Consider the following 25,393-nt stretch of genomic DNA (forward strand, 5'->3'; position numbering starts at 1 on the left):
CCCCGGGCGCGACGCGTGAGCGTAGCTGAAAACCAGGCGGCGGCCGGGCGCGGCAGCGCCCGCGCCGTCGCTGTCCTGTCGTCGCTCGGCCGCTTCCTGGTCATCGCGGTGACGACCTATCTCGGTCTTCTCGCGGTGACCTTCTTCATCGGCCGCGTGATCCCGATCGATCCGGTTCTGGCCGTTCTCGGCGACCGCGCGCCGACCGCCGTCGTCGAGCGCACACGCCGCGAAATGGGGCTCGATTTGCCATGGATCGAGCAATTCTACCTCTATGTCAAAGCAGCGCTGAGGGGCGACTTCGGCACGTCGGTGCTGACCACCAATCCGGTGATGTCCGATATCCGCCGCGTCTTCCCGGCGACCATCGAGCTGGCAACGCTGGGCACGCTGATCGGCGCCGTCATCGGCGTGCCGCTGGGGGTGCTGGCGGCCGTCAAGCGCGGCAGCCTGATCGACCAGGTCGCCCGCATCGTCGGCCTCATCGGCTATTCCGTGCCGATCTTCTGGCTAGGGCTGCTCGGGTTGGTGCTGTTCTATGCCAAGCTGCAATGGATCGCCTTCCCGGCGCGGCTCGACGTCGTCTACGAATACACGTTCACGCCGATCACCGGCTTCTACCTGCTCGATGCCGCGATCCAGGGGCAGTGGGACGTCTTCTACGACGCCTGGCGTCACATCGTCCTGCCGGCGGCGCTGCTCGGCTATCTGTCCCTCGCCTATATCAGCCGCATGACCCGCTCCTTCATGCTGAACGAGCTGGCGCAGGAATATATCGTCGCGGCGCGCGCCAAGGGCCTGTCGGAACGGCGCATCATCTGGGGCCACGCGCTGCGCAACGCCGCCGTGCCGATGGTGACGGTGATCGCGCTTTCCTACGCCAACCTGCTCGAAGGCTCGGTGCTGACCGAGACCGTCTTCTCATGGCCGGGCATCGGCCTCTACATCACCAACTCGCTGCAGAACGCTGACATGAACGCAGTGCTCGGAGGCACCATCGCCATCGGCTCGGTCTTCATCGCCATTAACCTCCTGTCCGATCTGCTCTACCGGCTGCTCGATCCAAGGACGAAAGCCGGATGAGCGGAGCTATCGCACTTTCGGGCTCGGCTGCGGCCGAGCACCCCCACTCCGGCCCTTCGGGCCACCTCTCCCCCTGCCCGGGGGGGAGGAAAAGCCGGTCGCACACTTGGCGCCTTTCCTCTCCCCCGTCGAACGGGGGAGAGGTGGTCTGCGAAGCAGACCGGAGTGGGGGTCTACACCTTCAACAGGCATTGTCATGACCGCCTCCGACGCCGGCTCTCTCTCCCGTCGCGCGTGGTTGCTCAGCGACCGGCCGGCCTCGCGCCTGCAGGCAAAGCTCGGCCGCGCCTATGTCGCCTGGCGGCGCTTCTCCGCCAATCGGCTGGCGCTGGTCGGCATGCTGATCATCATCGCGCTGCTGGTGGTCGCCGCCTTTGCCGATGTGCTGGCGCCCTATTCGCCGACCGTGGGCGATCTCAAGAACGCGCGCCTGCTGCCACCGGGCGCCGCGCACTGGTTCGGCACCGACGACCTCGGCCGCGACATCTATTCGCGCATCGTCTACGGCGCGCGCTGGACGCTTTATGTGGTGATCCTCGTCGCCATCATCGCCGCGCCCATCGGCCTGCTGGTCGGCACGATTGCCGGCTACGCGGGCGGCTGGACCGACACGATCCTGATGCGCATCACCGATATCTTCCTCGCCTTTCCGAAGCTGGTGCTGGCGCTGGCTTTCGTGGCGGCGCTCGGCCCCGGCATCGAGAATGCCGTGCTGGCGATCGCCATCACCTCCTGGCCGCCTTACGCGCGCATCGCGCGTGCCGAAACGCTGACGGTGCGCAATTCGGATTACATCAAGGCGGTGCAGTTGATGGGCGCCTCGCCCTTCCGCATCGTCCTGCGCCATATCATGCCGCTCTGCATCTCCTCGCTGATCATCCGCGTGACGCTCGACATGGCCGGCATCATTCTCACCGCCGCCGGACTCGGCTTCCTCGGCCTCGGCGCGCAGCCGCCGCTGCCCGAATGGGGCGCGATGATCGCGTCCGGCCGCCGCTTCATCCTCGACCAATGGTGGGTTGCCGCAGCCCCTGGTGCGGCCATCCTCATCGTCAGCCTCGGCTTCAACCTGCTCGGCGACGGCCTGCGCGACGCGCTCGACCCCCGGAGCGGCGACCAATGAGCGAGACGCTCCTCGACGTTGACGATCTGCGCGTCACCTTTCCGACCCGCACCGGACTGGTGCAGGCCGTACGCGGCGTTTCCTTCTCGCTCGGCCGCGAGCGGTTGGGCATCGTCGGCGAGAGCGGCTCCGGCAAGTCGCAGACCGGCCGCGCCATCATGGGCCTCACCCCGCCGCAGGCCGAAGTGTCGGCGAAGAAGCTCGCCTTCGACGGCATCGATCTTTTGTCCATATCGCCGCGTGAGCGCCGGGCGCTGCGGGGAAACCGCATCGCCATGATCCTGCAGGATCCGAAATATTCGCTCGATCCGGTGATGACCATCGGCCGCCAGATCGTCGAGACGCTGCGCACGCATGAAAAAGTCTCCAAGGCCGAGGCGCGCGAGCGCGCTTTAGCCATGCTGCAGGCGGTGCAGATCCGCGACCCCGCCCGCGTTTTCGACCTTTATCCGCACGAGGTCTCGGGCGGCATGGGCCAGCGCGCCATGATCGCTATGATGCTGGTCACCGGACCCGAACTGATGATCGCCGACGAGCCGACGTCGGCGCTCGACGTCACCGTGCAGCTCGACGTGCTCAAGATCCTCGACAAGCTTGTCGCCGAGCGAGGCATGGGCCTGATCTTCATCTCGCACGACCTGCGCCTGGTCTCCTCCTTCTGCGACCGGGTCGTCGTCATGTATGCCGGCAAGGTCGTCGAACAGATCAAGGCTTCCGAGCTGCGCGATGCCCAGCATCCCTACACGCGCGGCCTGCTCAACTGCATGCCTAGGATCGGTTTCGAGCGCCATCCGCTGCCGGTGCTCGACCGCAAGCCGGAGTGGGCGGCATGACGGCCGCGATCACCATCGAAGGGCTGGAAGTGATCTTCGACCGCTTTCGCGCGCTGAAGGGCGTCAGCCTGGACGTGAGGGAAGGCGAATCCTACGGCCTCGTCGGCGAAAGCGGTTCCGGCAAGTCGACGCTGCTGAGGGCCATCACCGGCCTTGCGCCTGTCGCTTCGGGCACCATCGCCGTCAACGGCAAGAAGCTTGGCAAGACGCGCGACAAGGCCTTCTACCGCGAGGTGCAGATGGTGTTCCAGGACCCTTACGGTTCGCTCCATCCGCGCCAGACGGTCGACCGCCTGCTGCAGGAGCCGCTCGCGATCCACGGCATTGCCGACGGCGAGAAGCGCATCGAGCGTGCGCTGGACGAGGTCGGCCTCGGCAAGGGCTTCCGCTTTCGCTATGCGCACCAACTCTCGGGCGGCCAGCGCCAGCGTGTCGCCATTGCACGTGCGCTGATCCTCGAACCCTCGATCCTTTTGCTCGACGAGCCGACCTCGGCGCTCGACGCCTCGGTGCAGGCGGAGGTGCTGAACCTGCTGGAAGAAGTCCGTCGCCGCCGCAAGCTCACCTTTCTGATGGTCAGCCACGACCTCGCCATCATCACCCATATGTGCGAGCGGCTGATGGTGATGCGGAACGGCGAGGCGGTGGAGACGCTGACCGCGAGCCAACTGATCGGCCATCGTGTCGGCGAGGACTATACGCGTAATTTGCTCAGAGCCAGCGAGGGGTTTGTGAGGGTGTAGCTCTGCAGGTAGCGTTCCGTCACCCCCTCTGTCCTGCGGACATCCCCCCGCAAGGGGGGATCAGCAGTTCTTGCGGTCCGCTCTATATCCTGCAACGTTGGTGATCGGCGAAACCCGCCGAGCGCTCAATCTCCCCCTTGCGGGCGAGATGGCCGGTAGGCCAGAGGAGGCTGGGAAGGATCGCGACGCAACTCATGTTGCCGCCTCTTCTCTCATCGGCAGAGCTTCGTTCTGCACGCCTTTCCTATCCTGCGGCTCCTCGATCCGAAACCATGTCACATAAAGCGCCGGCAGGAACAGCAGGGTGATCGCGGTACCGGCGATGATCCCGCCCATCATCGCGTAGGCCATCGGTCCCCAGAACACTTCGCGCGCGATCGGGATCAGCGCCAGGCTGGCGGCGGCAGCCGTCAACGCGATCGGCCGCATGCGGTGCTCGGTCGCCTCGATCACGGCCGCCCAGCGGTCCTTGCCTTCGGCGACGAGGTGCTCGATCTGCACGATCAGGATGACGGAGTTGCGGATAAGGATGCCGATCAGCGCCAGCACGCCGAGAATGGCGACGAAGCCGAGCGGCGCACCGCTGGGCACCAGAGCCGCCACCACGCCGATCAGCCCGAGTGGCGCCGCCGCCACCACCAGGAACAGGCGCTGGAAGCTCTGCAGCTGCACCATCAGGATGGTCGCCATGATGAACAGCATCAACGGCACCACCGCCGCGATTGGCCCCTGGCTCTTGGCGCTTTCCTCGACTGAGCCTGCGGTTTCCACTGAATAGCCGGGCGGCAGCTTGGCGATGAAGGCGTCGACCGACGGTTTCAGCTCGTTGACGACGGTCGCCGGCAACACGTCGCCGACCAGGCCAGCGCGCACGGTGATCGTCGGCGTCCGGTCACGCCGCCATACGGTTGGCTGTTCGAGGTCGTAGCGGAAATTGGCGACCGCCGCGAGCGGGATCGACTCGCCGTTTCCGGTCGGCAACTGCATGTTCTGCAGCGTCTCGATCGAGCCGCGCTCGGCCTCGCGCGAACGCGCCACGACATTGATGAGATATGTCGCGTCGCGCACCTGCGTGATCGTCGAGCCGCCCACCGTGCTGTTCAGCGCGCCGGCAATGTCGGAAGACGTGATGCCGAGCTGGCGCGCCTTGTCCTGCAGCACGTCGACCCTCAGCACGCGCTGCGGCTCGTTCCAGTCGAAGGTCGGCGCCGCCAGCTTCGGATTGGCCGAGATCACGCCGGCGAATTGCTGCGCGAGCTCCCGCACCGTCTGGATGTCGGGACCGCCGACGCGGTACTGCACCGGCCTGCCGACCGGCGGGCCGAGCTCCAGCAATTTGACGAAGGCATCGGTGCCGACGAACTCCTCGCGCAGCAGCTTCTCCAGCGCCGGCTTCACCCGATTGCGGGCTTCGATGCTCTTGGTGACGATGACGGTCTGGCCGAAATAGGGATTGGCCGGCTGCACGTCATAGGCGAGCACGAAGCGCACGGCGCCCTGGCCGATATAGGAGGAGAAATGGTCGATATCGGGATTGCCGACCAGCGCCCGCTGCTCGAAGCGTTCCATCTGGTCGCGCGTCTCCGTGATCGAGGAGTTTTGCGGCAGGTTCCAGTCGACGATCAACTCCGGCCGGTCGGACGGCGGGAAGAACTGCTGCTGGACGAGGCCGAAGCCGGCGACCGAGGCGGCGAACAGAAGCACCGTCACGATGATGGTCAGCCAATGGCGGCGAACGGAAAAGACAAGCACGCGCCTGAACAGCGCGGTGAAGCGACCGGGCTGGTCGTGATGCTTGGTCTTCATCGTCGCCGGCAGGATGGTGATCCCGAGCAGCGGCGCGAAGAGCACCGCCACGATCCATGACACAAGCAGCGACACCGCGATGACGACGAAGAGCGTGAAGGTGTATTCGCCGGCGGCGCTCGAGTTGAGCCCGATCGGGATGAAGCCGGCGACCGTCACCAGCGTTCCCGTCAACATCGGGAAGGCGGTCGAGGTATAGACATAGGTCGCCGCCTTGCGCAGGTTGTCGCCGATCTCCAGTCGCGCCACCATCATCTCCACCGCGATCATCGCGTCGTCGACCAAAAGGCCGAGCGCGATGATCAGCGCGCCGAGCGAAATGCGCTGCAGCGATATGCCGAGATATTCCATGACCGTGAAGGTGATCGCCAGCACCAGAGGTATCGACAGCGCGACCACGAAGCCTGCGCGCAGCCCGAGACTGATGAAGGACACCGCGAGCACGATCGCGACCGCCTCGAACAGAGCCCGCGTGAAGCCCGAGACCGCCTCCTTGACGATCACCGGCTGGTCGGCAACCAGATGCACGCCGACACCGACCGGCAGATCAGCCAGCACCTTCTGCATCTCCTCGTGCAACGCCTCACCGAATTTCAGCAGATTGGCGTTCGGCTTCATGCCGATGGCAAGGCCGATCGCGTCCTGGCCGTTGAAGCGGAACAGCGCCGTCGGCGGGTCGACGTAGCCGCGCCTGATCGTCGCCACGTCGCTCAGCCGGAAGAAGCGGTCGTCGACGCGCAGGTTGATGGCCCGCAGGCTTTCCTCGGAGGTGAACTGGCCGCCGACGCGCACGCTGATGCGCTCCGGGCCGGTCTCAATGACGCCGGACGGCGTGATTGCGTTCTGCGCCTGCAGGCTGGCGACGATCGCCTGCTGGTTGAGGCCGAGCGCCGCGATCTGGCGCGTCGAGAATTCGAGATAGATGGCCTCGTCCTGCGCGCCGACCAGATCGACCTTGCCGGCATTGGGCACGGTCAGGATCTTGGTCCGCACATCCTCGACATAATCGCGCAATTGGCGCGGCGTCAGCCCGTCGGCGGTGAAGGCATAGATGTTGCCGTAGACGTCGCCGAAGCGGTCGTTGAAGAACGGTCCCTGCACGCCCTGGGGAAACTGCGCCTTGATGTCGTTGATCATATTGCGCACCTGAAGCCAGTTCGGCACGACGTCGCGCGCCTTGGTGGTGTCCTTCAGGTTGACAAAGACGACGGTCTGGCCGGCGGTGGTGATCGATTTGCTGTAGTCGAGGCTGTCGAGCTCCTCGAGCTTCTTCTCGATGCGGTCGGTCACCTGCTGCACCGTCTCGTTGACCGAGGCGCCTGGCCAGTTGGCCTGTATGATCATGGTCTTGATGGTGAAGGCGGGGTCTTCCTCGCGGCCAAGATTGAGATAGGAGGAGATGCCGGCCACCACGAAGACCAGCATGAAATACCAGACCAGCGAACGGTGATTGAGCGCCCAGTCGGAGAGATTGAAGCCCTGCATCAGACCCCGCCCTCCGGCACTTTGACCTTCTGGCCCTCGCTCAGACTGTGGACGCCGGCGGTGACGACGCGCATGCCGGCCTCGAGCCCTCCTGCGACCGTGAAGCTGCCGCCGTTCCTAGAGGCGACCTTGATCTCGCGCGTGCTTACGCTGGAGGATTGCGGATCGACGATCCAGACCTTTTGCGAGCCGTCCCTTTCGAGCAGCGCCGATATCGGCAGCTCGATCGTTGGTTCGACCTTGGTCATGCGCGTTGCGGTAATCGTCGAGCCGAGCCGAAATGCCGTCGGCGGATTCACCAGCGTCAGTCTGACGCGTCGTGTGCGGGTTGCGCCTTCCGATTGCGGCGCGACTTCGCGCAGCTTGGCCCCGGTTTTGATGCTTGGCAAGGACTGCAGGACGATCTCGAAGGGCATGCCGACGGTGAGGTCGCCGGTCAGTTGATCGGGGATGTCGACCACTGCTTCGCGCGGGTCGTTGCGCGCCACTGTGACGACGGTCTGACCGGCCGAAACGGTCTGGCCGACCTCGGCGCCGGTAGCGGTGACGACGCCATCGAAATCGGAGAACAGTCGGGCATAGCCGAGCTGCTCCTGCGACTTTGCCAAAGCGGCATTGGCGCGCTCGACGCCGGCTTCCGCCGCCTGCCGCGCTTGTCTTGCGGCATCGAATGTAGCTTGCGAGATATTGGCCGAGGCGAGCAATTGCCGCTGGCGATCCTCGCTGGCGGCGGCATTGATGAACTGCGCCTGCGCGTTCGACAGATCGGCCTTCGAGGCCTGGACCGCGAGCTCAAGCGCCGTCGGATCGAGCGCCGCGATCGTCGTGCCCTTGGTGACGAGGTCGCCGACCTTGACGTCGCGCGAGACGACGCGGCCGAGCAGGCGGAAGGCAAGGTCGGCGCTGTATTGTGGCTCGACCGAACCGGCGAAGCCGAAGGTCTCGACCGTCTTCGGTTCGACCACCACCGACAGTACCGGTCGGATGACCTCCGGCGGCTGCTCTTCCGAGCGCGAGCAGGCGGCAAGCGCCGCAACGACGAGCAGGAGAGCGAGGTGCAGCCGGCTCATTGGTTTGCCCCTGCCACGTCAACCGTCTGGCCGGGGCTGAGCAACTGCCCGCCGGCAGTGACGACGCTCTGGCCTTCCTGCAAGCCCTTGTTGACGGCAACCACGCCGGAATCGAAGGCGAGCACCTCGACCGGCGCGGGGGTCACCGCCTTGCTCGACGGGTCAAGGATCCAGACGGCGGGCTTGCCGGCGGTCGAGGTCAGCGCCTGCCAGGGCAGCAATATGGCTTTGACTGGCCGGGCGCTAACCGTGCCGATCACCGCTGCACCCAGCGGCATGCCGGCGGGCGTGTCGGGGATGCCGACCTTGACCCGGATCGATCCCGACCGGGTATCGACCGCCGGCGAAATCTCGCGCACCTTGCCGACCGCGCGGACCTGCGGGTCCGACAGAAGCGTGATCGTTACCGCAGGCGAGGGCGGCGTCTCGGCAACCAGCGTCTCTTGCACGTCGAAGACCGCATCGCGGTCGCCGTCTTCGGCGATGGTGAACACGGTCTGCGCCGCCTGAACCACCTGCCCGGCCTCGACTTGGCGCGCCGTGATGACGCCGGCGGCGCCCGCCTTGAGCTCGGTGAAGGACAGGTTGTCCTTGGCATTGGCCAAGGCGCTTTGCGCGGCGTCGACGCTGCCCTGCGCCACTTTCACCGTCTGGTTGGCGGTGTCGAATTCCCGTCTGGTCGTAAAACCCTGCGAAAGCAGCGTCTTTTGCCGCTGGTAAGTGGCCGCGGCCTGGGTGAGTTGCGCCTGTGCGGCGTCGAGATCGGCCTGGGCCGAACGCAGGTCCGCTTCCTGCTCCTGCGGCTCGATGCGGGCAAGCACCGCGCCCTGGGCGACATGCTGGCCGACATCGACCAGCCGCTCGGCGACCCGGCCGCCGATGCGGAATGACAGATTGGTGAGCGTGCGAGCCGCGATCACCCCGGTCATCGAGGTTCGCGGCGCGTAGTCGGCGAGCGCAACCGTCTGCGCCGTTACCATCACCGGCAATTTCTTTTCCGCCGCTTGCTGCTTCTGGCAGCCGGACATCGAAATCGCCGCGCTGGCGCAGGCCAGCAGCAAAAAGATTTTTGAACGACAAAGAAAGAGAAGCGGCGAAGACGGCAAGGCGGACGATGTCGCGTTCCTGCTCATGGTTCCCCTCAACCCGTGGGAGCCGCTCCTGACGGCCGCACGTCGCGGATAAAATGAGATTAATCGATCGGCGGGAAAAGGAAACCATTTCCGCGGCGCCCGTCATCACTCTGGTTAAGACCGCCACCGCCAGGCCCAATGGACTGGGCCAATGTGCCGACTTGAGGAAAACGTGAAATAAGGTCAGAAGGGTTTCGATCAACGGAACGGGTGCGATCCTGACGAGGGACGGCCCGATGAGGAACGCGATGAAGAATTCAGCCATTTCCGAACGCAAGAACCAGTCGATCTCGCGCGGTGTCGGCATGACGACGCAGATCTATGCCGATCGCGCCGAGAATTCGGAAATCTGGGATGTCGAAGGCCGCCGCTATATCGACTTCTCGTCGGGCATCGCCGTGGTCAACACCGGCCATCGCCATCCGAAAGTGATCGAGGCGGTCAAGGCGCAGCTCGACCGTTTCACCCACACCTGCCACCAGGTCGTGCCGTATGAGAGCTATGTGCATCTCGCCGAGCGCCTGAACGGCATGCTTCCCGGCAAGTTCGACAAGAAGACGATCTTCGTCACCACCGGCGCCGAGGCGGTCGAGAACGCCATCAAGATCGCGCGCAACGCCACCGGCCGCCAGGCGGTCATCGCCTTTTCCGGCGGCTTCCACGGTCGCACCTTCATGGGCATGGCGCTGACCGGCAAGGTCGTGCCCTACAAGGTCGGCTTCGGCGCCATGCCGGCCGATGTCTTCCACGCCCCGTTCCCTGTTGCGCTGCACGGCGTCTCGGTCGCGGATTCGCTTGCCGCGCTCGACAAGCTGTTCAAGGCCGATGTCGATCCGGGCCGCGTTGCCGCCATCATCGTCGAGCCGGTTCAGGGTGAGGGCGGCTTCTATGAAGCGCCACGCGACTTCATGACCGCACTGCGCAATATCTGCGACCAGCATGGCATCCTGTTGATAGCGGACGAGGTGCAGACCGGCTTTGCCCGCACCGGCAAGATGTTCGCCATGGAGCATCATGACGTTGCGCCCGACCTTACCACCATGGCCAAGAGCCTTGCCGGCGGCTTCCCGCTCTCGGCGGTCACCGGCCGCGCCGAGATCATGGACGCGCCCGGTCCTGGCGGTCTCGGCGGCACCTATGGCGGCAGCCCGATCGGCGTCGCTGCGGCCCATGCGGTGCTTGACGTCATCGACGAGGAAAAACTCTGCGACCGCGCCAATGCGCTCGGAGCCCGTCTGAAGCAGCGGTTGGTGTCGATCCGCGAGGACGTGCCGGAGATGGTCGACATCCGCGGCCCGGGCTTCATGAACGCCGTCGAGTTCAACGACGTGAGGAAGGGCCTGCCCTCGGCGGAGTTCGCCAACGCGGTCAGGTTGAAGGCGCTGGACAAGGGCCTCATCCTGCTCACCTGCGGCGTCTACGGCAACGTCATCCGCTTCCTGTCGCCGATCACTATTCAGGACGGCGTCATGACCGAGGCGCTGGATATCCTGGAAAGCTCGATCCGCGAAGCGCGGGCGGCCTAACCGGCGGCTCTTGCCGGCTCGCTTTCGCTGAAGGCCGCAAGCGCCGCCTTCAGCGCATCCGGCCCGCCTGCCACCGTCTGCGGCGTCGGCGAGAAGCCGGCGCCCAGCATCTTGCGGCCAAGCATATGGTCGGCCGGGCGGTTGACGGATTCGATGCCGAGCAGCCGGCTGCCGGCATAGTGGTAGATCGAGAACTTGTTCTCGGCGAGATCGCCCAGCACCACATGGTGATCGCCGCCTTGCGTCAACCCCACCATCTGCAGCTTCATGTCGCCGATATCCGACCAGAACCACGGCACCGCCGTGAACGGCTCGGCATGGCCGAGGATGGTGCGGGCGGCGAGCCTTGCCTGGTCGGTGGCGTTCTGCACGGATTCCAGCCGCACGTCGCCGCCGGTGAACCAATGGCGATAGGAGGCCGCGTCGCCGATGGCGAGGATTTCGGGAAGCGAGCTTTGCATATGCTGGTCGACGCGGATGCCGTTGCCGATGGCCAGGCCGGCGGCCTCCGCCAGTTCGACATTGGGCACCACACCGATGCCGATGATCACCATCTGCGCCGGCAGGCGTTCGCCGCCGGACGTGATCGCGGCCGATACGCGGCCATTGTCGCCTTCGAGACGGGCAATGGTGGTGCCGGTGAGCACGCGCACGCCGATCGCTTCCAGGCGCTGGCGCACATGGGCGGCGATGACCGGCGCCACGGCTCGGCCGAGCAGTCGGTCGACGGCCTCGACCACGGTGACGTTGCGGCCGGCGGCCCTCAGCGTCGCCGCGATCTCCAGCCCGATGAAGCCGCCGCCGAGAATGACCACGTCCTCGCTCTGCGCGCTGAGCTCGCGGATCAGGCGCGCATCGGCCAGCGAGCGCAACGAAACCACGCCGGCAAGGCCGGCGCCGTCGAGCTTGAGCAGACGCGGCCGCGAGCCGGTCGCGAGCACCAGCCGGTCGAAGCCGAGCTTTCCACCGCCTGCGATATTCAACCGGCCCGCGCGGGCATCGATGCTGTCGATGCGCGCGCCCGGCCGGTAATCGATGCTGTTGCCCGAATAGAAGGCTTCGCCGCGCAAGAGCTGCGGCTTGGCCTCGGCGTCCTTGATGAAGGTCTTGGACAGCGGCGGCTTGTGATAGGGCAGTTCCTTCTCGTCGCCGATCAGGACAACTGGTCCGTCGTAGCCCTCTTCGCGCAGGCTGGCGGCGGCCTGCACGCCGGCATGGCCCGCACCGACAATCACAATCCCGTTCGTCATCGCAATCCTTTTTTGTTTGCAAATCTAGGCTCTTGCGCCAGGTGGCGATTGTCTGCCACCGCCGCAAGAGCCGCGGATCGGGTCGCACCCAGAATGGCTCTCTGTCAATCGGGCCAGCGAGGTCGTGCTGGGCTTAAAGTTGATATTTGTAGTTTAGAATAATTCTAAATTATTGTTTCGATTGAATTTTTTCTGTCGCGCCAGTTGACTCCCGGCCTCTCCGTCGCTTTATGGAGAGCCGCGCGCAAAGCGCATTCCTTTGATGTCTGGGCCTTGAACCCTTTCGATTGGAGGCAAGTGGGTGACTTTTTATCGCGAACCGCGCATCGGCGCGGCCACCATTTTTACCGGCATGCTCATGCCTCGGCGCGGGTGGGCGCCTTTATTGAATTTCCAAAGAACCGGAGAAGGATAATGACGGCACGTAATGGCGGCAGGCTGGCTGCGATCTGCGCCACGGCTGCGCTCACGGCGGCGGTGTTCGTGTTGCCGGCGAAAGCCGAGACCGACGCGAAGGCGGTGATCAAGACCTATGCCGACATCGCTTTGGCCAAATATGAGGATTCGCTGACCACCGCGCAGGCGCTGGACAAAGCCGTCGACGCGCTCATCGCCAGCCCCTCGGCCGATACGTTGAACGCCGCACGTGAAGCCTGGAAGGCGGCGCGCATTCCTTACCAGCAGACCGAGGTCTACCGCTTCGGCAACAAAATCGTCGACGACTGGGAAGGCAAGGTGAATTCCTGGCCGCTGGATGAGGGCCTCATCGACTATGTCGCCAAGAGCTACGGCACCGAGTCGGATGAGAACGCGCTCTACACGGCCAACGTCATCGCCAATAAGGAAATCGAGATCAACGGCAAGAAGGTCGATGCCTCGAAGCTGACGCCCGAATTCCTTTCGGGCACGCTGCAGGAGGCCGGCGGCGTCGAAGCCAACGTCGCGACCGGCTATCACGCCATCGAATTCCTCCTCTGGGGCCAGGACCTGCACGGCACCGGTCCGGGCGCCGGCGAACGGCCCTATACGGATTACGACCTCAAGAACTGCACGGGCGGCAATTGCGACCGCCGCGCCGAATATCTGAAATCGGCGAGCGACCTCCTTGTATCCGATCTGCAGGAAATGGTCGACAATTGGAAGGAAGACGGCGCCGCGCGCAAGAATCTCATCGACGGCGACGCGAATGCCGGCATCTCCACCATCGTCACCGGCATGGGCTCGCTCTCCTATGGCGAGCTCGCCGGCGAGCGCATGAAGCTCGGCCTTTTGCTGCACGATCCGGAGGAGGAGCACGACTGCTTCTCCGACAACACCTACATCTCGCATCTCTATGACGCGGTCGGCATCCGCGATGCCTACCATGCCAGCTACAAGCGGCTCGACGGCTCCATTGTTTCGGGTCCGTCCGTGTCCGACATGGTGAAGGCCGCCGATCCGGCGATCGACAAGGAACTGTCGGGCAAGCTCGACGCCAGCGTCGCCAAGATGGAGGCCATCCAGGCGCGTGCTCTTGCCGGCGAGGCCTATGATCAGCAGATCGCCGAGGGCAACGCGCAAGGCAACGCCACCGTGCAGGCGGCGATCGATGCCCTGATTGACCAGACTAAGTCGATCGAGCGCGCCGTCGGATCGCTCAAGCTGAACCAGATCGCTTTCGAGGGCTCCGACAGCCTCGACGCGCCGGACAAGGTGTTCAAGTAAGTTTAGACGTTCGTACCAGCCAAGCGGCGCCGGACCGACGCCGTCAGCCAGAGCAAACAGATGCTGATCTGCCATTGCAACATCATCACCGAGAAGGAGATCGAGCAGACGATCGTAGGCCTGCTGGACGAGGATCCCTGGCAGCTGATCGTGCCCGCGAAAGTCTATCACGCGATGCGCAAGCGCGGTCGCTGTTGCGGCTGTTTCCCAAATGTGGTGGAAACGATCATTCGGGTCACCGAGAACTACCACGCCCGCTCGGAGATTGGGGGCGTGGACATCGTTTCACATCTGGATCGCGTGAGAGGCTTGCGCGGCCAATACGGGAGCAGAACCCATGAAAGGCGAACCGCAGGTCATCGAGCGGCTTAACGAGGCCCTGTTTCTGGAGCTTGGAGCCGTCAACCAGTACTGGGTGCATTATCGCTTGCTCGAGGATTGGGGCTACACCAAGCTGGCAAAGAAGGAGCGGGCGGAATCGATCGAGGAAATGCATCACGCCGACCGGCTGATCGCGCGCATCATCTTCCTCGAAGGGCACCCGAACCTGCAATCCGTCGCACCGCTGCGCATCGGCCAGAACGTCAAGGAAGTGCTCGAATCCGATCTCGCCGGCGAATATGACGCGCGCACGGCCTACAAGCACTCGCGCGAGATCTGCCACGACGCCGGCGACTTCGTTTCGATGAAGCTGTTCGAAGACCTTCTGACCGACGAGGAAGGACATATCGACTTCCTTGAAACGCAGCTCGATCTGCTCGCCTCCATCGGCGAGGAGAAATACGGCCTGCTCAATGCCGACTCGGCCAACGAGGCGGAGTAAGGACATGCGGGAATGCGGCGCCCCGTAGATTTTTCGCGCCGCGCGCGGCAGGCCGGGATTCACGGCTTGCCGCTCCAGAGAACCCCCCGGCACCGGATTGGTCGTGGGGCTTTGCTTCTGCTGGCGATCATGCTTTCCGCGTCCGCCCTGGCTGATGAGCCCGCCGCCCTGCCGACAAGCCGCACCGATCTGGCGCCGAAGGATCAGGCGCGGGTTTTGGCCGTGACCAGGCCGACGACCGACTTCACCAGGCCGGAGCCGTTCGAGCTGATGCAGGGCGGTGCCGGCACGTCGCGCAAGGACGTCAATCGCGACGCCTTCTCGCAGTCCTCCGCCAATATCACCTTCGAGGAGGAGGGCAATTTCAAGCTCGGCAACGCGCTTTTTCGCAAGAACTGGGTGTCGTCGCCGTCTTCGACCCAGGCTTCGGACGGTCTAGGCCCACTCTTCAACGAGCGCGCCTGCCAGAACTGCCATCTGAAGGACGGCCGCGGCCGTCCGCCGGAGGGAGATACCGGATCGACCTCGATGTTTCTCCGGCTCGCGCGCGACGCTGGCAGCGCCGAGGAAAAGGCCGCACTCGCTGGCCACAAGGTGCTGAACTTCCCCGATCCGGTCTATGGCGCGCAACTGCAGGACCTTGCCGTCCCAGGCCTCAAAGGCGAGGGCCGGATGCGCGTCGATTACCAGGAGCAAAAAGTGACGCTCGGCGACGGCGCCGTCGTTTCGCTGCGCAAGCCGAGCTATTCGGTCGAAAATCTCGGCTACGGTCCGCTCGATCCGCGCACCACGCTGTCGCCGCGCCTGACGCCGCCGATGATCGGGCTCGGCCTGATCGAGCAGATCGCGCCGGCCGATATCCTTGCCCATGCCGATCCGGACGACCGCGACGGCGACGGCATTTCGGGCCGGCCGAACATCGTACGCGACGAGCTGAGCGGCCAGGTGACCCTGGGCCGCTTCGGTTGGAAGGCGCAGACCGCCTCGATCCGCCAGCAGGCGGCCGATGCCTTCGCGGGCGATATCGGCATCTCTACCCCGGAAATGCCGAAACACTGGGGCGATTGCACCAAAGCGCAGGCGGATTGCCTTGCCATGCCGAACGGCGTGCAGCAGCGTCTCGGCACTGCCGAAGCGCCGCCACCGGTGATGGATCTCGTCACCTTCTATTCGCAGAACCTGGCCGTGCCGGCGCGACGCGATCTCGACAGGCCTGACGTGCTTGCCGGCAAGAAGCAGTTCTACGAGATGGGCTGCGTTGCCTGCCACACGCCGAAATTCGTCACCATGCGCGGCACGCCCGACAAGGCGCAGGCCTTCCAGCTGATCTGGCCCTATTCCGACTTCCTGCTGCACGACATGGGCGAGGGCCTCGCTGACGGGCAACGCGTTGGCGAAGCCACGGGGAGCGAATGGCGCACCCCGCCCCTCTGGGGTATCGGGCTTACCACGACGGTCAACGGCAATGCCTTCTATCTGCATGACGGCCGCGCCCGAACGCTTGCCGAGGCGATCCTGTGGCATGGCGGCGAGGGCCGGAAGGCGCGCGACCGCTTTGCCGATGCTGCCGTGGCCGATCGTGAGGCGCTGATCAAATTCCTGGAGTCACTCTGATGTCGAAACGCCTGGCCGCCGCGCTTGTTCTTCCGCTTCTTCTTGCGGCTGTCCTGCCGGCATCGGCCGCGGTCAAGGCCTCCGATGTCATCGGCCGCGCGATCGACGGTTTCGTCCGCCCCGCCTATGCCAGCCTCGACGAGCATGCGGCGGGCCTGACCAAGGCAATGCACCAGCTTTGCGAAACGCCCTCCAAAGAGAATCTCGAAGCGGCGCGCTCGGCGTTTTCAGGCACTGTGGAGGCCTGGTCGGTGGCCGAGATCATCGCCTTCGGGCCGATCAAGGAGAACAACCGGCTGGAACGCATGCTCTATTGGCCGGACCGCAAGAGCATCGGCCTGAGGCAAGTCCAGGTCACACTGGCATCAAAGGATCCGTCGGCCACCGATCCGGTGCAATTGGCGCAAAAGAGCGTCGCTATGCAGGGCCTCGGCGCCCTCGAATATGTGCTCTACGGCGACGGCGCCGAAACGCTTGTCGGGAAAGACGATCCTTACCGCTGCGCCTATGGCGCGGCTGTCGCGGGTAACGTCGAAACCATGGCCGGCGAGGTGCGCGACGCCTGGAACAAACCGGACGGTTTCGCGTCGCTCTGGGCCAATCCGGGATCGAAAAACCCGCTCTACCGCGACGGCAACGAAGCGGTGACGGAACTGGTCGGCGTCTTCATCAACGAGCTGGAGATGATCCGCGACGTGCGGCTCAAGGGCTTTCTCGGCGCCAAGCCCCACGCCGACAAGCCGAAGCAGGCGATCTACTGGCGCTCGCAGAACACGACGGCCTCGCTGGCCGGAAATCTCTCCGGCGTCGACCAGCTGTTCCAGGCCTCGAAGCTTGGCGACGCGCTGCCAGCCGATGCGCAATGGATGGCCGAGTCCATCCACATCCAGCTCACCAACGGCGTGACAACCGCGAAATCGGTCGCCGGACCGATCGACAAGGCCCTTGCCGATCCGGCGCTACGCGACAAGCTCGAGCATTTCGCGCTGATCACCTCCAGCCTGTCGACCTTGATCGGCACCCGGATGACCGCCGAGTTCGGCCTGACTGCGGGCTTCTCGTCGCTGGATGGGGATTGATACCATGCGAACGGCTCTTATCGACCGCCGCGATTTCCTGCGGGCCGCGGGCGCGGGCTTCGCCGCCGCCATGGCGCCGCGCGCCTGGGCCGACACGCTTGCCGCGGACGCCGTCTTTGCCACGGCCTTCGTCAAGCGCGACGGCAGCTTCGGCGCCGCCGTGCTCTCCGAGGCAGGAAAAATCCTGCACACGGTCGATCTGCCGGATCGCGGCCATGACGTCACCTTCGATCCGGTTTCGAAGCGCTCGGTGGTTTTCGCCCGCCAGCCCGGCACCTTCGCCGTGGTCTTCGACCATGCCGGCCGCGACAAGCCATTGACCATCGCCAGCATCGCCGGCCGGCATTTCTTCGGCCACGGCGTGTTCTCGCCCGACGGCGCTCTGCTCTATGCGACCGAAAACGACTTCGACAACGCGGCAGGCGTCGTCGGCGTCTATGACGCGAAAGCAAAGTTCCGCCGCGTCGGCGAATTCCCGACTTACGGCGTGGGTCCGCATGAGCTGCTCCTGCTCGGCGACGGCCGCACCTTAGCCATCGCCAATGGCGGCATCGAGACCCATCCCGACTACGGCCGCGCCGAACTCAACATCGCGACGATGAAGCCCTCCTACACGCTGGTCGACCGCGTCACCGGCGACCTCATTGAAAAGCACGAATTGCCGCCGGCGCTGCATCAGCTTTCGATCCGCCACATGGATCGCGACCAGACGGGCACCGTCTGGTTCGGCTGCCAGTATCGCGGGCCGGCGACGGACCGCCCGGCGCTGGTCGGCCGCGCAGCGCGCGGCAAGGAGCTCGAGCTGCTGGAGATGCCGCAGGATGTGCTCTCCGGCTTCCGCCATTATATCGGCTCGGTCGCCGCCAATGCGGCGACCGGCACGGTCGCCGTCACTTCGCCGGAGGGCAATTCGCTGGCCGTCCTCGACGCCGCCAGCGGACGCGTGGTCGCGACCAGATCGCTGGTCGAGGTCTGCGGCCTCGCGCCCGACGGCGCCGGCTTCATGGCGACGACCGGCGCCGGCGAGATCGTCGGCGGCGCCGGCACCACCCGCTCCGAGCCGGACTATGTCTGGGACAACCACATGCTGCGCATTGTCGCGACGGCGTGATCGCCGCGTAGAAGCAAAGCCGCTTAACATTTCTCGACCCTGGCCCTTGCGGCGGCGGCTTATGCCGGGCAGAGGGTGTTTCGATTCAGTTCCTTAACCGGCCTGTGAAGCTGCCCGAATGAAGCCGCCCGTATGAAGCTGCTCGCCATCGATTGCGCCGCCAATCTCTGCGCCGCTTGCGTCTATGACGCGGGCGCGGGGATGGAGCTTGGCCGCGAGGTGCGCGATCTCGGCAAAGGCCATGCCGAGCATCTGATGGCCGTCATAGAGACGGCCCTGCAGATCGGCGGGACCGGTTACCCCGACCTCAACGCCGTTGCCGTCTCGATCGGGCCGGGCTCCTTCACCGGCCTGCGCGTCGGCGTCTCGACAGCGCGCGGCCTGGCCTTGGCGCTGAAAATCCCGGCGATCGGGGTGACGACGTTGGAAGCCCTGGCGGCGGAGGGGGCGAACGCCTTTCCCGGGCGCGCGGTGCTTGCCGCGCTCGACGCCGGCCGCGAGGAAATCCATGCCGCGCTCTATGATGGAACGTTAGCTGAAGCTTACGGACCTTCCGTGGTCACGCTTTCCGAGGCGGCGACCATGGCCATCGACGCCGAAGCGGTCCTGGTCGGCACCGCCGCGCCGCTCGTTGCCCAGGCGGCGGGTCGTGCCTTCGATATCGGTCCGGTAGCTGCCACCGCCGACATCGCAACCTATGCCCGGCTGGCCGCCGCCAAGCGACCCGGCGAGAAGCCGAAGCCGCTTTATCTGCGTGGCGCGGACGCCAAGCCACAGGCGGGTTTCATTCTGCCAAGGCAGGACAAGGGAAACGACGCCTGATGCGCATACCGTTCTTTCAGCCGCGCCGCAGGGACTATGCCTTGGAACCGCTCACGGTTGCCGACAGCGCCGCCATCTCGGTGCTGCACCGCGAGGATTTCGTGCGGCCCTGGACCGACGGCGAGTTTGCGGCACTGCTCGAGCAGGATACGGTATTCGGCTATGCGGCGCGCGAAACCGGTCAAGGCGCCAAGCCGCCGGTCGGCTTCGTGCTGGCGCGGCTCGCGGCCGGCGAGGGCGAAATCCTGACCGTGGCTGTCGCCCGCAGCCATCGCCGCCAGGGCCTTGGCTGGCAGTTGATGGACGCGGTGCTGCGCGAATTGCATGCTCAACGCGCGGAAGCGCTCTTCCTCGAGGTCGACGAGACCAATGCGCCGGCGATCGGGCTTTACCGCAGGCTTGGCTTCATCCAGGTCGGTCATCGGCCGAACTACTACCGTTCGACCGAGCACGGCCCGACCGGCGCGCTTGTCATGCGCCGCGATCTTCGCTAGCCAATCCGCGCGATAGGGCATGATCCCGAAAAGTGGAACCGGTTTTCGGAAAAGATCATGCTCTACAAAGAGTTAGATCAGGATGACAATTCAACGAAACGTCATCCTGCTCTAGGCGGGGAGCGAATGATCAAGAAATTGCGGATTTTCCTGGCGCTCTTCTATGTCGTCGTCTGTTCGCTTGTGCTGGTGCCGCTGCAGATCCTGTCGATGAAGACAGGGCTCTGGCCCGAAACCTTCATCCTGAGGATATGGCACCGCATGATCCTCCAGGCGCTAGGCATGCGGGTGCATGTGAAGGGCGCGCTGGCCAGGGAACGCCCGCTGCTTGTGGCGGCCAACCACATTTCCTGGACCGATATCATGGTGCTCGGCTCCTTCGTCGATGTGAAGTTCATCGCCAGGGCCGATATGGAAGGCTGGCCGCTGATCGGCATGCTGTCCAAGCTGCAGCGCACCGTCTTCATCGAACGCGAGCGCAAGCGCACCTCCGGCGACCAGGCAAGCGAGATCGCCAAAAGGATGGCAAAAGGCGACGCCATGGTGCTGTTCGCCGAAGGCTCGACCGGCGACGGCAACCTCGTTCTGCCGTTCAAGAGCACACTCTTCGGCGCGGCCTCGATGGCGATCTCGGAAGGCGCGGCGGAGCAAGTCTTCATCCAGCCCGTGGCGATCGCCTATACGCGCCTGCATGGCATGCCGATGGGCCGCCGCCATCGACCGATGACCGCCTGGATCGGCGACCAGGATCTGATGCCGCATCTCAAAACCCTGCTTACCGAAGGCGCGATCGATGCCGAGGTGCATTTCGGCGCGCCGGTGCCGTTCTCCAAGGGTTCGAACCGCAAGGAAACGGCAAGGCTGATGGAAGCCAAGGTGCGCGAGATGATGCAGGCCGCGCTCGCCGATCCGCGCCCCAGTCGTCAGCGTATCGGCTGAAAGCCGGACGCGCGGCGCCGCAACCTGCCAGAATCGTCTGTTTTTTGTCACGGAAAGGCGCTAGAAGCCGCCCGATGGAATTGAACACGATTGAAAGCCACGACATCGGCGCTGCGGCCGAGCACACGGCCAGCACTAACCGGACGGCGAAAAAGGTCTTCGTCAAGACCTATGGCTGCCAGATGAATGTCTACGATTCCCAGCGCATGACCGATGCGCTGGCAGCCGACGGCTATGTCGCCACGGACGCCGTCGAAGACGCCGATCTGGTGCTGCTCAACACCTGCCATATCCGCGAAAAGGCGGCGGAAAAGGTCTATTCCGAGCTTGGCCGCATCCGCGACATGAAGGCCGAGCGCGCCGCGGCCGGCCGCGAGCTCCTGATCGGCGTCGCCGGCTGCGTGGCGCAGGCCGAGGGCGCCGAGATCATCCGCCGTGCGCCTGCGGTCGATCTGGTAATCGGTCCGCAAACCTATCACCGGCTGCCCGACGTGCTGGCGCGGGTCCGTGGCGGCGAGAAGATCGTCGAGACCGAATACGCCATCGAGGACAAGTTCGAGCATCTGCCGCAGCCGAAGCGCGCCGAGCTTGCCAGGCGCGGCGTCACCGCTTTCCTCACGGTTCAGGAAGGTTGCGACAAGTTCTGCACCTTCTGCGTAGTACCTTACACGCGCGGCTCCGAGGTCTCGCGCCCGGTGGCGCAGATCGTCGCCGAGGCCGAGCGCCTGGCCGAGGCCGGCGTGCGCGAGGTGACCCTACTCGGCCAGAACGTCAACGCCTGGCACGGCGTCGGCGAAAACGGCGAGGAATGGGGCCTCGGCCGCCTGCTGTTCCGGCTTGCGGAAATCCCCGGCCTAGCTCGGCTGCGCTACACCACCAGCCATCCGCGCGACATGGATGACGAATTGATCGCCGCGCATCGTGACCTGCCCGCCTTGATGCCCTATCTGCATTTACCGGTGCAATCGGGATCCGACCGGATTTTGAAGGCAATGAACCGCAGGCACACGGCACGTGACTATCTGGCGCTGATCGAGCGCATCCGCGCCGCCCGCCCTGACATCGCCATGTCCGGCGACTTCATCGTCGGCTTCCCCGGCGAGACTGACGAAGATTTCGAGGCGACGCTGAAGCTGGTGCGCGAGGTGAACTACGCCGCCTGCTTTTCGTTCAAATATTCGCCGCGGCCCGGCACGCCGGGCGCCGAGATGGACGGGCACCTCGCCGAGGCGGTGAAGGACGAGCGGTTGCAGCGCCTGCAGGCGCTGATCAACGAGCAGCAACGGAATTTCATCGCCGGCCTGGTCGGCCGCACCGTCAGCACGCTGATCGAGAAGCCCGGCCGCCATGCCGGCCAGATCGTCGGCCGCTCGCCTTGGCTGAACCCGGTTATTGTTGACGACAAGGCCGGTGGAATCGGTGACATTATTGACGTAAGAATCACGAAGACAGGCCCCAACAGCCTGTTCGCCGAGTTGGCCTGATGCATGTCGCCCAAAAGTGCCCGCGGTTTAGGGCAACGACACGCATAGCCGCAAGCCTCGGCAGATGAGGAGAGACGGTTGAGCGCTGCCGAACTGAAGAATCCGCCCCAGAACCAGGCGACCGGGGCTTCCGACATGGCGCACATCGTACTGACCTTCGACAATAACAAGCTTGCCAGCGCCCTTTATGGTCAGTTCGACGAGAATCTGGCCCGGCTCGAGCAGAAGCTCGGCGTGGACATCCGTTCGCGCGGCAACCAGCTCGCGATCAAGGGCTCGGCTTCGGCCGCCGAACAGGCGCGCCGCGCGCTGGATACCCTCTATGGCATCCTGCAGAAGGGCGCCGACATCGGCCAGTCGGATGTCGACGGTGCCGTGCGCATGGCGATTGCCGCCGACGACCAGCTAACGCTGCCGACCCTGGAGCGCAAGGGCAAGGTCTCGGCCGCCCAGATCTCGACCCGCAAGAAGACGATCTATGCCCGTTCGCTGACGCAGGACGCCTATATGCGGGCGCTGGAGCGCTCGGAAATGGTCTTCGGCATCGGCCCGGCTGGTACCGGCAAGACCTATCTGGCGGTCGCGCATGCGGCGATGCTGCTCGAACGCGGCATGGTAGAGCGCATCGTGCTGTCGCGCCCGGCGGTCGAGGCCGGCGAGCGGCTTGGCTTCCTGCCCGGCGACATGAAGGAGAAGGTCGACCCGTATCTCAGACCTCTCTACGACGCGCTCTACGACATGATGCCGGCCGACAAGGTTGAGCGGGCGATCGCAGCCGAGGTCATCGAGATCGCGCCACTGGCCTTCATGCGCGGCCGCACGCTGGCGCATGCCGCTGTGATCCTCGATGAGGCGCAGAACACCACGCAGATGCAGATGAAGATGTTCCTGACCCGTCTCGGCGAGAACTCGCGCATGATCGTCACCGGCGATCCGAGCCAGATCGACCTGCCGCCCAACACCAAGTCGGGACTTGTCGAGGCGCTGCGCATCCTCGACGGCGTGCCTGGCATCGTCACCGTCCGCTTCAACGAGGGCGACGTGGTGCGCCACCCGCTGGTGGCCGAGATCGTCAAGGCCTACGATCGCGACGGCAAGCTGGCGCGAGGTCTCGGCGCCGAAAGCTAGAGCATGATCCCGAACCGAAGGACCGCGTCAGCGAAAATGTGCGCGGTTTTCGGGAAAGATCATGCTCAAAACAAAGATAGCCCTATGGCTCAAAATCCGGAATTTGGCGGCGAAACGCCGGTCGATATCGATGTCTTCGTCGAGGCCGGCGATTGGCCTGCGGAAGGCGAATTGACGCGTCTCGTCGATCGCGCCGTTGCGGCCGCCTTTGCCGAGACTGGCGCGGGCGGCGCTTCCGAGCTTAGCGTCGTTTTTTCCGACGATGCCCATATCCGGGCGCTCAACGCCGAGTGGCGCGGCAAGGACAAGCCCACCAACGTCTTGTCTTTCCCGGCTTTTTCCTTCCCTAAAGGCGGCAAGCTGCCGCCGATGCTGGGCGATATCGTGCTCGCCTCCGAGACGGTGGCACGCGAGGCCGCCCTGGAAGACAAGCCGGTCGAGAACCATATCACCCATCTCGTCATCCATGGCCTGCTACATCTTTTGGGCCATGATCACGAGACCGACGCCGAGGCGGAGGAGATGGAGGCGATCGAGCGCGCGGCGCTTGCGAGACTTGCCATTCCCGATCCCTACGCGTAACAAAAAAGCTCAATTGACCTGATGGCGATGAACGACACACCAGAGACTGCCGCCCGCCCGGACGCCGGCAGTGCTGCCAAGCCTTCCGAAAAGACGGAAGAGGGCTCAAGTCCGAGTATTCCCACCGGCAGCGCGGCCGCCGAGCCGACGCATGCCGGTCCTTCCCTCTTCGACCGCGTGCTCGGCCTGTTTCGGCACCGCAACGGCACCAGCCTGCGCGAGGAGATCGCCGGCGCGCTTGCCGAAACGGCGACCGATGCCGAATCCTTCTCGCCCGGCGAACGCGCCATGCTCAACAACATCCTGCGCCTGCGCGAAGTGCGGGTCGAGGATGTCATGGTGCCGCGTGCCGATATCGAGGCGGTCGAGATCAACACCACCCTTGGCGACCTGCTCGGTCTTTTCGAGCAGTCCGGCCATTCGCGCATGCCGGTCTATTCGGAGACGCTCGACGATCCGCGCGGCATGGTCCACATCCGCGACGTGCTCGCCCATATCACCAAGGTCGCCCGCGTCAGGAAGGGCCGCACCAGGGCGAAGGCGCCGGCGACGACGGCGCTCGACCTCTCGCAGGTCGATCTCGCGCGCACCATCGGCGATCTCAATCTGATCCGCCAGGTGCTGTTCGTGCCGCCCTCGATGCTCGCCTCCGACCTGATGGGCCGCATGCAGACGACGCGCACGCAGATGGCGCTGGTCATCGACGAATATGGCGGCACCGACGGCCTCGCCTCGCTGGAAGACATCGTCGAGATGGTGGTCGGCGACATCGAGGACGAGCACGACGACGACGAGCCGATGATCACGCAGGCCGGCGACGGCGTCTTCGTCGTCGACGGCAAGGCCGAGATCGACGAGGTTGCCAAGATGATCGGCGGAGATTTCGCCGCCGGCGAGCATGGCGAATATGTCGACACAATCGGTGGCATGATCTTCAACACGCTCGGCCGCGTCCCCGCCAGGGGCGAAGTCGTGCAGGCCATTCCCGGCTTCGAATTCCATGTGCTCGATGCCGACCCGCGCCGCGTCAAGCGCGTGCGCATCGTGCAGAGCCAGAAGGGCGAGCGGCAGCGCCGCCGCGCGGCCCGCGCCGAGCAGGCCTGAGCCTGTTCGCCTGATGCCGATGGACGATCCCTTCAAGCACGCTACCTTTGGTTCGGGCGTCTTCTACCGGGATCCGCGCGCTGCTTTGGCGTGGCTGCAGGCGGCCTTCGGCTTCGAGCCGAGCATGCTGGTGAGCGATGCCGACGGCCGGCTCGTGCATGCCGAAATGCGTTTCGGCGACGGCTACATCATCGTCGATTCCGAATGGGATGAGCGTGTCGCCAGTCCGACTTCCGTTGGCGGCAGGAACACGCAAGCCGTCTATATCCGTTTGCAGCAAGACCTTGACGCTCATTGCGAGCAGGCGCGCGCGGCACGCGCGGAGATCGTCGAGGAGCCCGCCGATCATTTCTACGGCGAGCGCCAATATCGCGCCCGCGACCCCGAAGGCCATGTCTGGACATTCACCCGCACCATGCGTTCGTGCCCAAAGACGAGGCAGAGCGACTGAGCGGCC

The 25,393-nt window shown here is 64.9% G+C and carries 23 protein-coding genes; 19 read left to right on the top strand and 4 right to left on the bottom strand.

The features are described from left to right. Positions 1-15: 15 nt before the first annotated feature. The 4 genes from P9273_RS01880 (at position 16) to P9273_RS01895 (ending at position 3,782) form a co-directional block, all read left to right on the top strand. Positions 16-1,083 carry an ABC transporter permease gene (locus P9273_RS01880; RefSeq protein ID WP_278047373.1) on the top strand — a complete coding sequence of 356 codons (1,068 nt, stop codon included), beginning with the start codon at positions 16-18 and terminating at the stop codon, positions 1,081-1,083. A 196-nt stretch (positions 1,084-1,279) separates the two neighbouring features. Beyond that, the gene (gene nikC / locus P9273_RS01885) at positions 1,280-2,206 is read left to right on the top strand and encodes a nickel transporter permease (RefSeq protein ID WP_278047374.1); all 927 of its coding nucleotides are present in this window, start codon (positions 1,280-1,282) and stop codon (positions 2,204-2,206) included. Next, positions 2,203-3,039, top strand: coding sequence for an ABC transporter ATP-binding protein (locus tag P9273_RS01890; protein WP_278047375.1), 837 nt, complete (start codon positions 2,203-2,205; stop codon positions 3,037-3,039). Before nikC ends, P9273_RS01890 begins: the two co-directional genes overlap by 4 nt. After that, positions 3,036-3,782 carry an ABC transporter ATP-binding protein gene (locus tag P9273_RS01895; RefSeq protein WP_278047376.1) on the top strand — a complete coding sequence of 249 codons (747 nt, stop codon included), beginning with the start codon at positions 3,036-3,038 and terminating at the stop codon, positions 3,780-3,782. The genes P9273_RS01890 and P9273_RS01895 overlap by 4 nt, the downstream gene beginning before the upstream one ends. A gap of 192 nt (positions 3,783-3,974) precedes the next feature. Here P9273_RS01895 and P9273_RS01900 read toward each other — a convergent pair whose 3' ends face one another. From P9273_RS01900 to P9273_RS01910, 3 genes are read right to left on the bottom strand one after another with little or no spacing between them, the layout of a single operon-like run. Next, entirely contained in the window at positions 3,975-7,073 is a 3,099-nt protein-coding gene (locus P9273_RS01900) for an efflux RND transporter permease subunit (protein ID WP_278047377.1), read from the bottom strand. Next, positions 7,073-8,143, bottom strand: a complete 1,071-nt coding sequence (locus P9273_RS01905) for an efflux RND transporter periplasmic adaptor subunit (protein WP_278047378.1) — start codon at positions 8,141-8,143, stop codon at positions 7,073-7,075. Before P9273_RS01905 ends, P9273_RS01900 begins: the two co-directional genes overlap by 1 nt. After that, entirely contained in the window at positions 8,140-9,171 is a 1,032-nt protein-coding gene (locus P9273_RS01910; protein ID WP_278047379.1) for an efflux RND transporter periplasmic adaptor subunit, read from the bottom strand. Before P9273_RS01910 ends, P9273_RS01905 begins: the two co-directional genes overlap by 4 nt. Before the next feature lie 353 nt (positions 9,172-9,524). On the opposite strand from P9273_RS01910, the gene P9273_RS01915 reads away from it, so the two are divergent. Then, positions 9,525-10,802 carry a 4-aminobutyrate--2-oxoglutarate transaminase gene (locus P9273_RS01915; protein ID WP_278047380.1) on the top strand — a complete coding sequence of 426 codons (1,278 nt, stop codon included), beginning with the start codon at positions 9,525-9,527 and terminating at the stop codon, positions 10,800-10,802. Here the strand turns inward: P9273_RS01915 and P9273_RS01920 are convergent. Next, on the bottom strand, positions 10,799-12,052 hold the full coding sequence (locus P9273_RS01920) for an NAD(P)/FAD-dependent oxidoreductase (protein ID WP_278047381.1): 1,254 nt from the start codon (positions 12,050-12,052) through the stop codon (positions 10,799-10,801). The genes P9273_RS01915 and P9273_RS01920 overlap by 4 nt on opposite strands. A 414-nt stretch (positions 12,053-12,466) precedes the next feature. Here P9273_RS01920 and P9273_RS01925 point away from each other — a divergent pair, with 414 nt between their 5' ends. The 14 genes from P9273_RS01925 to P9273_RS01990 all read left to right on the top strand — a co-directional run bounded on the left by P9273_RS01925 (position 12,467) and on the right by P9273_RS01990 (position 25,387). Next, positions 12,467-13,756, top strand: a complete 1,290-nt coding sequence (locus P9273_RS01925) for an imelysin family protein (protein ID WP_278047382.1) — start codon at positions 12,467-12,469, stop codon at positions 13,754-13,756. 60 nt (positions 13,757-13,816) lie between these two features. Further along, positions 13,817-14,128: a (2Fe-2S)-binding protein gene (locus P9273_RS01930; protein ID WP_040993978.1), complete on the top strand. Its 312-nt coding sequence runs from the start codon at positions 13,817-13,819 to the stop codon at positions 14,126-14,128. After that, a complete protein-coding gene (bfr, locus tag P9273_RS01935; RefSeq protein WP_040993979.1) occupies positions 14,094-14,579 on the top strand; it encodes a bacterioferritin in 486 nt (161 codons plus the stop codon). Before P9273_RS01930 ends, bfr begins: the two co-directional genes overlap by 35 nt. Positions 14,580-14,708: 129 nt before the next feature. After that, positions 14,709-16,193, top strand: a complete 1,485-nt coding sequence (locus tag P9273_RS01940) for a di-heme oxidoreductase family protein (RefSeq protein WP_442920179.1) — start codon at positions 14,709-14,711, stop codon at positions 16,191-16,193. Further along, positions 16,193-17,272 carry an imelysin family protein gene (locus P9273_RS01945; protein WP_278047384.1) on the top strand — a complete coding sequence of 360 codons (1,080 nt, stop codon included), beginning with the start codon at positions 16,193-16,195 and terminating at the stop codon, positions 17,270-17,272. The genes P9273_RS01940 and P9273_RS01945 overlap by 1 nt, the downstream gene beginning before the upstream one ends. 4 nt (positions 17,273-17,276) lie before the next feature. Continuing rightward, positions 17,277-18,383 (top strand): DUF1513 domain-containing protein, encoded by a 1,107-nt coding sequence (locus P9273_RS01950; RefSeq protein WP_278047385.1) that lies wholly within the window; start codon positions 17,277-17,279, stop codon positions 18,381-18,383. Positions 18,384-18,515: 132 nt separating this feature from the next. Continuing rightward, positions 18,516-19,205, top strand: a complete 690-nt coding sequence (gene tsaB, locus P9273_RS01955; RefSeq protein WP_278047386.1) for a tRNA (adenosine(37)-N6)-threonylcarbamoyltransferase complex dimerization subunit type 1 TsaB — start codon at positions 18,516-18,518, stop codon at positions 19,203-19,205. Beyond that, entirely contained in the window at positions 19,205-19,699 is a 495-nt protein-coding gene (locus P9273_RS01960) for a GNAT family N-acetyltransferase (protein ID WP_278047387.1), read from the top strand. The genes tsaB and P9273_RS01960 overlap by 1 nt, the downstream gene beginning before the upstream one ends. A gap of 126 nt (positions 19,700-19,825) precedes the next feature. Continuing rightward, entirely contained in the window at positions 19,826-20,638 is an 813-nt protein-coding gene (locus tag P9273_RS01965; RefSeq protein ID WP_040993984.1) for a lysophospholipid acyltransferase family protein, read from the top strand. 74 nt (positions 20,639-20,712) lie between these two features. Next, positions 20,713-22,122, top strand: a complete 1,410-nt coding sequence (gene miaB / locus P9273_RS01970) for a tRNA (N6-isopentenyl adenosine(37)-C2)-methylthiotransferase MiaB (RefSeq protein ID WP_278047388.1) — start codon at positions 20,713-20,715, stop codon at positions 22,120-22,122. Between the two features lie 135 nt (positions 22,123-22,257). Then, positions 22,258-23,250, top strand: coding sequence for a PhoH family protein (locus tag P9273_RS01975; RefSeq protein ID WP_278047781.1), 993 nt, complete (start codon positions 22,258-22,260; stop codon positions 23,248-23,250). A gap of 84 nt (positions 23,251-23,334) precedes the next feature. Further along, positions 23,335-23,832 (top strand): rRNA maturation RNase YbeY, encoded by a 498-nt coding sequence (gene ybeY / locus P9273_RS01980; protein WP_278047389.1) that lies wholly within the window; start codon positions 23,335-23,337, stop codon positions 23,830-23,832. A 27-nt stretch (positions 23,833-23,859) separates the two neighbouring features. After that, positions 23,860-24,936, top strand: coding sequence for a hemolysin family protein (locus P9273_RS01985; RefSeq protein ID WP_278047390.1), 1,077 nt, complete (start codon positions 23,860-23,862; stop codon positions 24,934-24,936). A gap of 13 nt (positions 24,937-24,949) precedes the next feature. Beyond that, positions 24,950-25,387 (top strand): VOC family protein, encoded by a 438-nt coding sequence (locus P9273_RS01990; RefSeq protein WP_278047391.1) that lies wholly within the window; start codon positions 24,950-24,952, stop codon positions 25,385-25,387. Positions 25,388-25,393 lie beyond the last annotated feature (6 nt).

The organism is Mesorhizobium sp. WSM4935 (assembly GCF_029625735.1).
Classification (GTDB): Bacteria; Pseudomonadota; Alphaproteobacteria; order Rhizobiales; family Rhizobiaceae; genus Mesorhizobium.

Bases quoted from the DNA above. Each gene is read 5' to 3' on its own strand.
- nikC (WP_278047374.1), top strand. From the start codon at position 1,280: ATGACCGCCTCCGACGCCGGCTCTCTCTCCCGTCGCGCGTGGTTGCTC.
- P9273_RS01890 (WP_278047375.1), top strand. From the start codon at position 2,203: ATGAGCGAGACGCTCCTCGACGTTGACGATCTGCGCGTCACCTTTCCG.
- P9273_RS01895 (WP_278047376.1), top strand. From the start codon at position 3,036: ATGACGGCCGCGATCACCATCGAAGGGCTGGAAGTGATCTTCGACCGC.
- P9273_RS01900 (WP_278047377.1), bottom strand. From the start codon at position 7,073: ATGCAGGGCTTCAATCTCTCCGACTGGGCGCTCAATCACCGTTCGCTG.
- P9273_RS01905 (WP_278047378.1), bottom strand. From the start codon at position 8,143: ATGAGCCGGCTGCACCTCGCTCTCCTGCTCGTCGTTGCGGCGCTTGCC.
- P9273_RS01910 (WP_278047379.1), bottom strand. From the start codon at position 9,171: ATGTCCGGCTGCCAGAAGCAGCAAGCGGCGGAAAAGAAATTGCCGGTG.
- P9273_RS01915 (WP_278047380.1), top strand. From the start codon at position 9,525: ATGAAGAATTCAGCCATTTCCGAACGCAAGAACCAGTCGATCTCGCGC.
- P9273_RS01920 (WP_278047381.1), bottom strand. From the start codon at position 12,052: ATGACGAACGGGATTGTGATTGTCGGTGCGGGCCATGCCGGCGTGCAG.
- P9273_RS01925 (WP_278047382.1), top strand. From the start codon at position 12,467: ATGACGGCACGTAATGGCGGCAGGCTGGCTGCGATCTGCGCCACGGCT.
- P9273_RS01930 (WP_040993978.1), top strand. From the start codon at position 13,817: ATGCTGATCTGCCATTGCAACATCATCACCGAGAAGGAGATCGAGCAG.
- bfr (WP_040993979.1), top strand. From the start codon at position 14,094: ATGAAAGGCGAACCGCAGGTCATCGAGCGGCTTAACGAGGCCCTGTTT.
- P9273_RS01940 (WP_442920179.1), top strand. From the start codon at position 14,709: ATGCTTTCCGCGTCCGCCCTGGCTGATGAGCCCGCCGCCCTGCCGACA.
- P9273_RS01945 (WP_278047384.1), top strand. From the start codon at position 16,193: ATGTCGAAACGCCTGGCCGCCGCGCTTGTTCTTCCGCTTCTTCTTGCG.
- P9273_RS01950 (WP_278047385.1), top strand. From the start codon at position 17,277: ATGCGAACGGCTCTTATCGACCGCCGCGATTTCCTGCGGGCCGCGGGC.
- tsaB (WP_278047386.1), top strand. From the start codon at position 18,516: ATGAAGCTGCTCGCCATCGATTGCGCCGCCAATCTCTGCGCCGCTTGC.
- P9273_RS01960 (WP_278047387.1), top strand. From the start codon at position 19,205: ATGCGCATACCGTTCTTTCAGCCGCGCCGCAGGGACTATGCCTTGGAA.
- P9273_RS01965 (WP_040993984.1), top strand. From the start codon at position 19,826: ATGATCAAGAAATTGCGGATTTTCCTGGCGCTCTTCTATGTCGTCGTC.
- miaB (WP_278047388.1), top strand. From the start codon at position 20,713: ATGGAATTGAACACGATTGAAAGCCACGACATCGGCGCTGCGGCCGAG.
- P9273_RS01975 (WP_278047781.1), top strand. From the start codon at position 22,258: ATGGCGCACATCGTACTGACCTTCGACAATAACAAGCTTGCCAGCGCC.
- ybeY (WP_278047389.1), top strand. From the start codon at position 23,335: ATGGCTCAAAATCCGGAATTTGGCGGCGAAACGCCGGTCGATATCGAT.
- P9273_RS01985 (WP_278047390.1), top strand. From the start codon at position 23,860: ATGAACGACACACCAGAGACTGCCGCCCGCCCGGACGCCGGCAGTGCT.
- P9273_RS01990 (WP_278047391.1), top strand. From the start codon at position 24,950: ATGCCGATGGACGATCCCTTCAAGCACGCTACCTTTGGTTCGGGCGTC.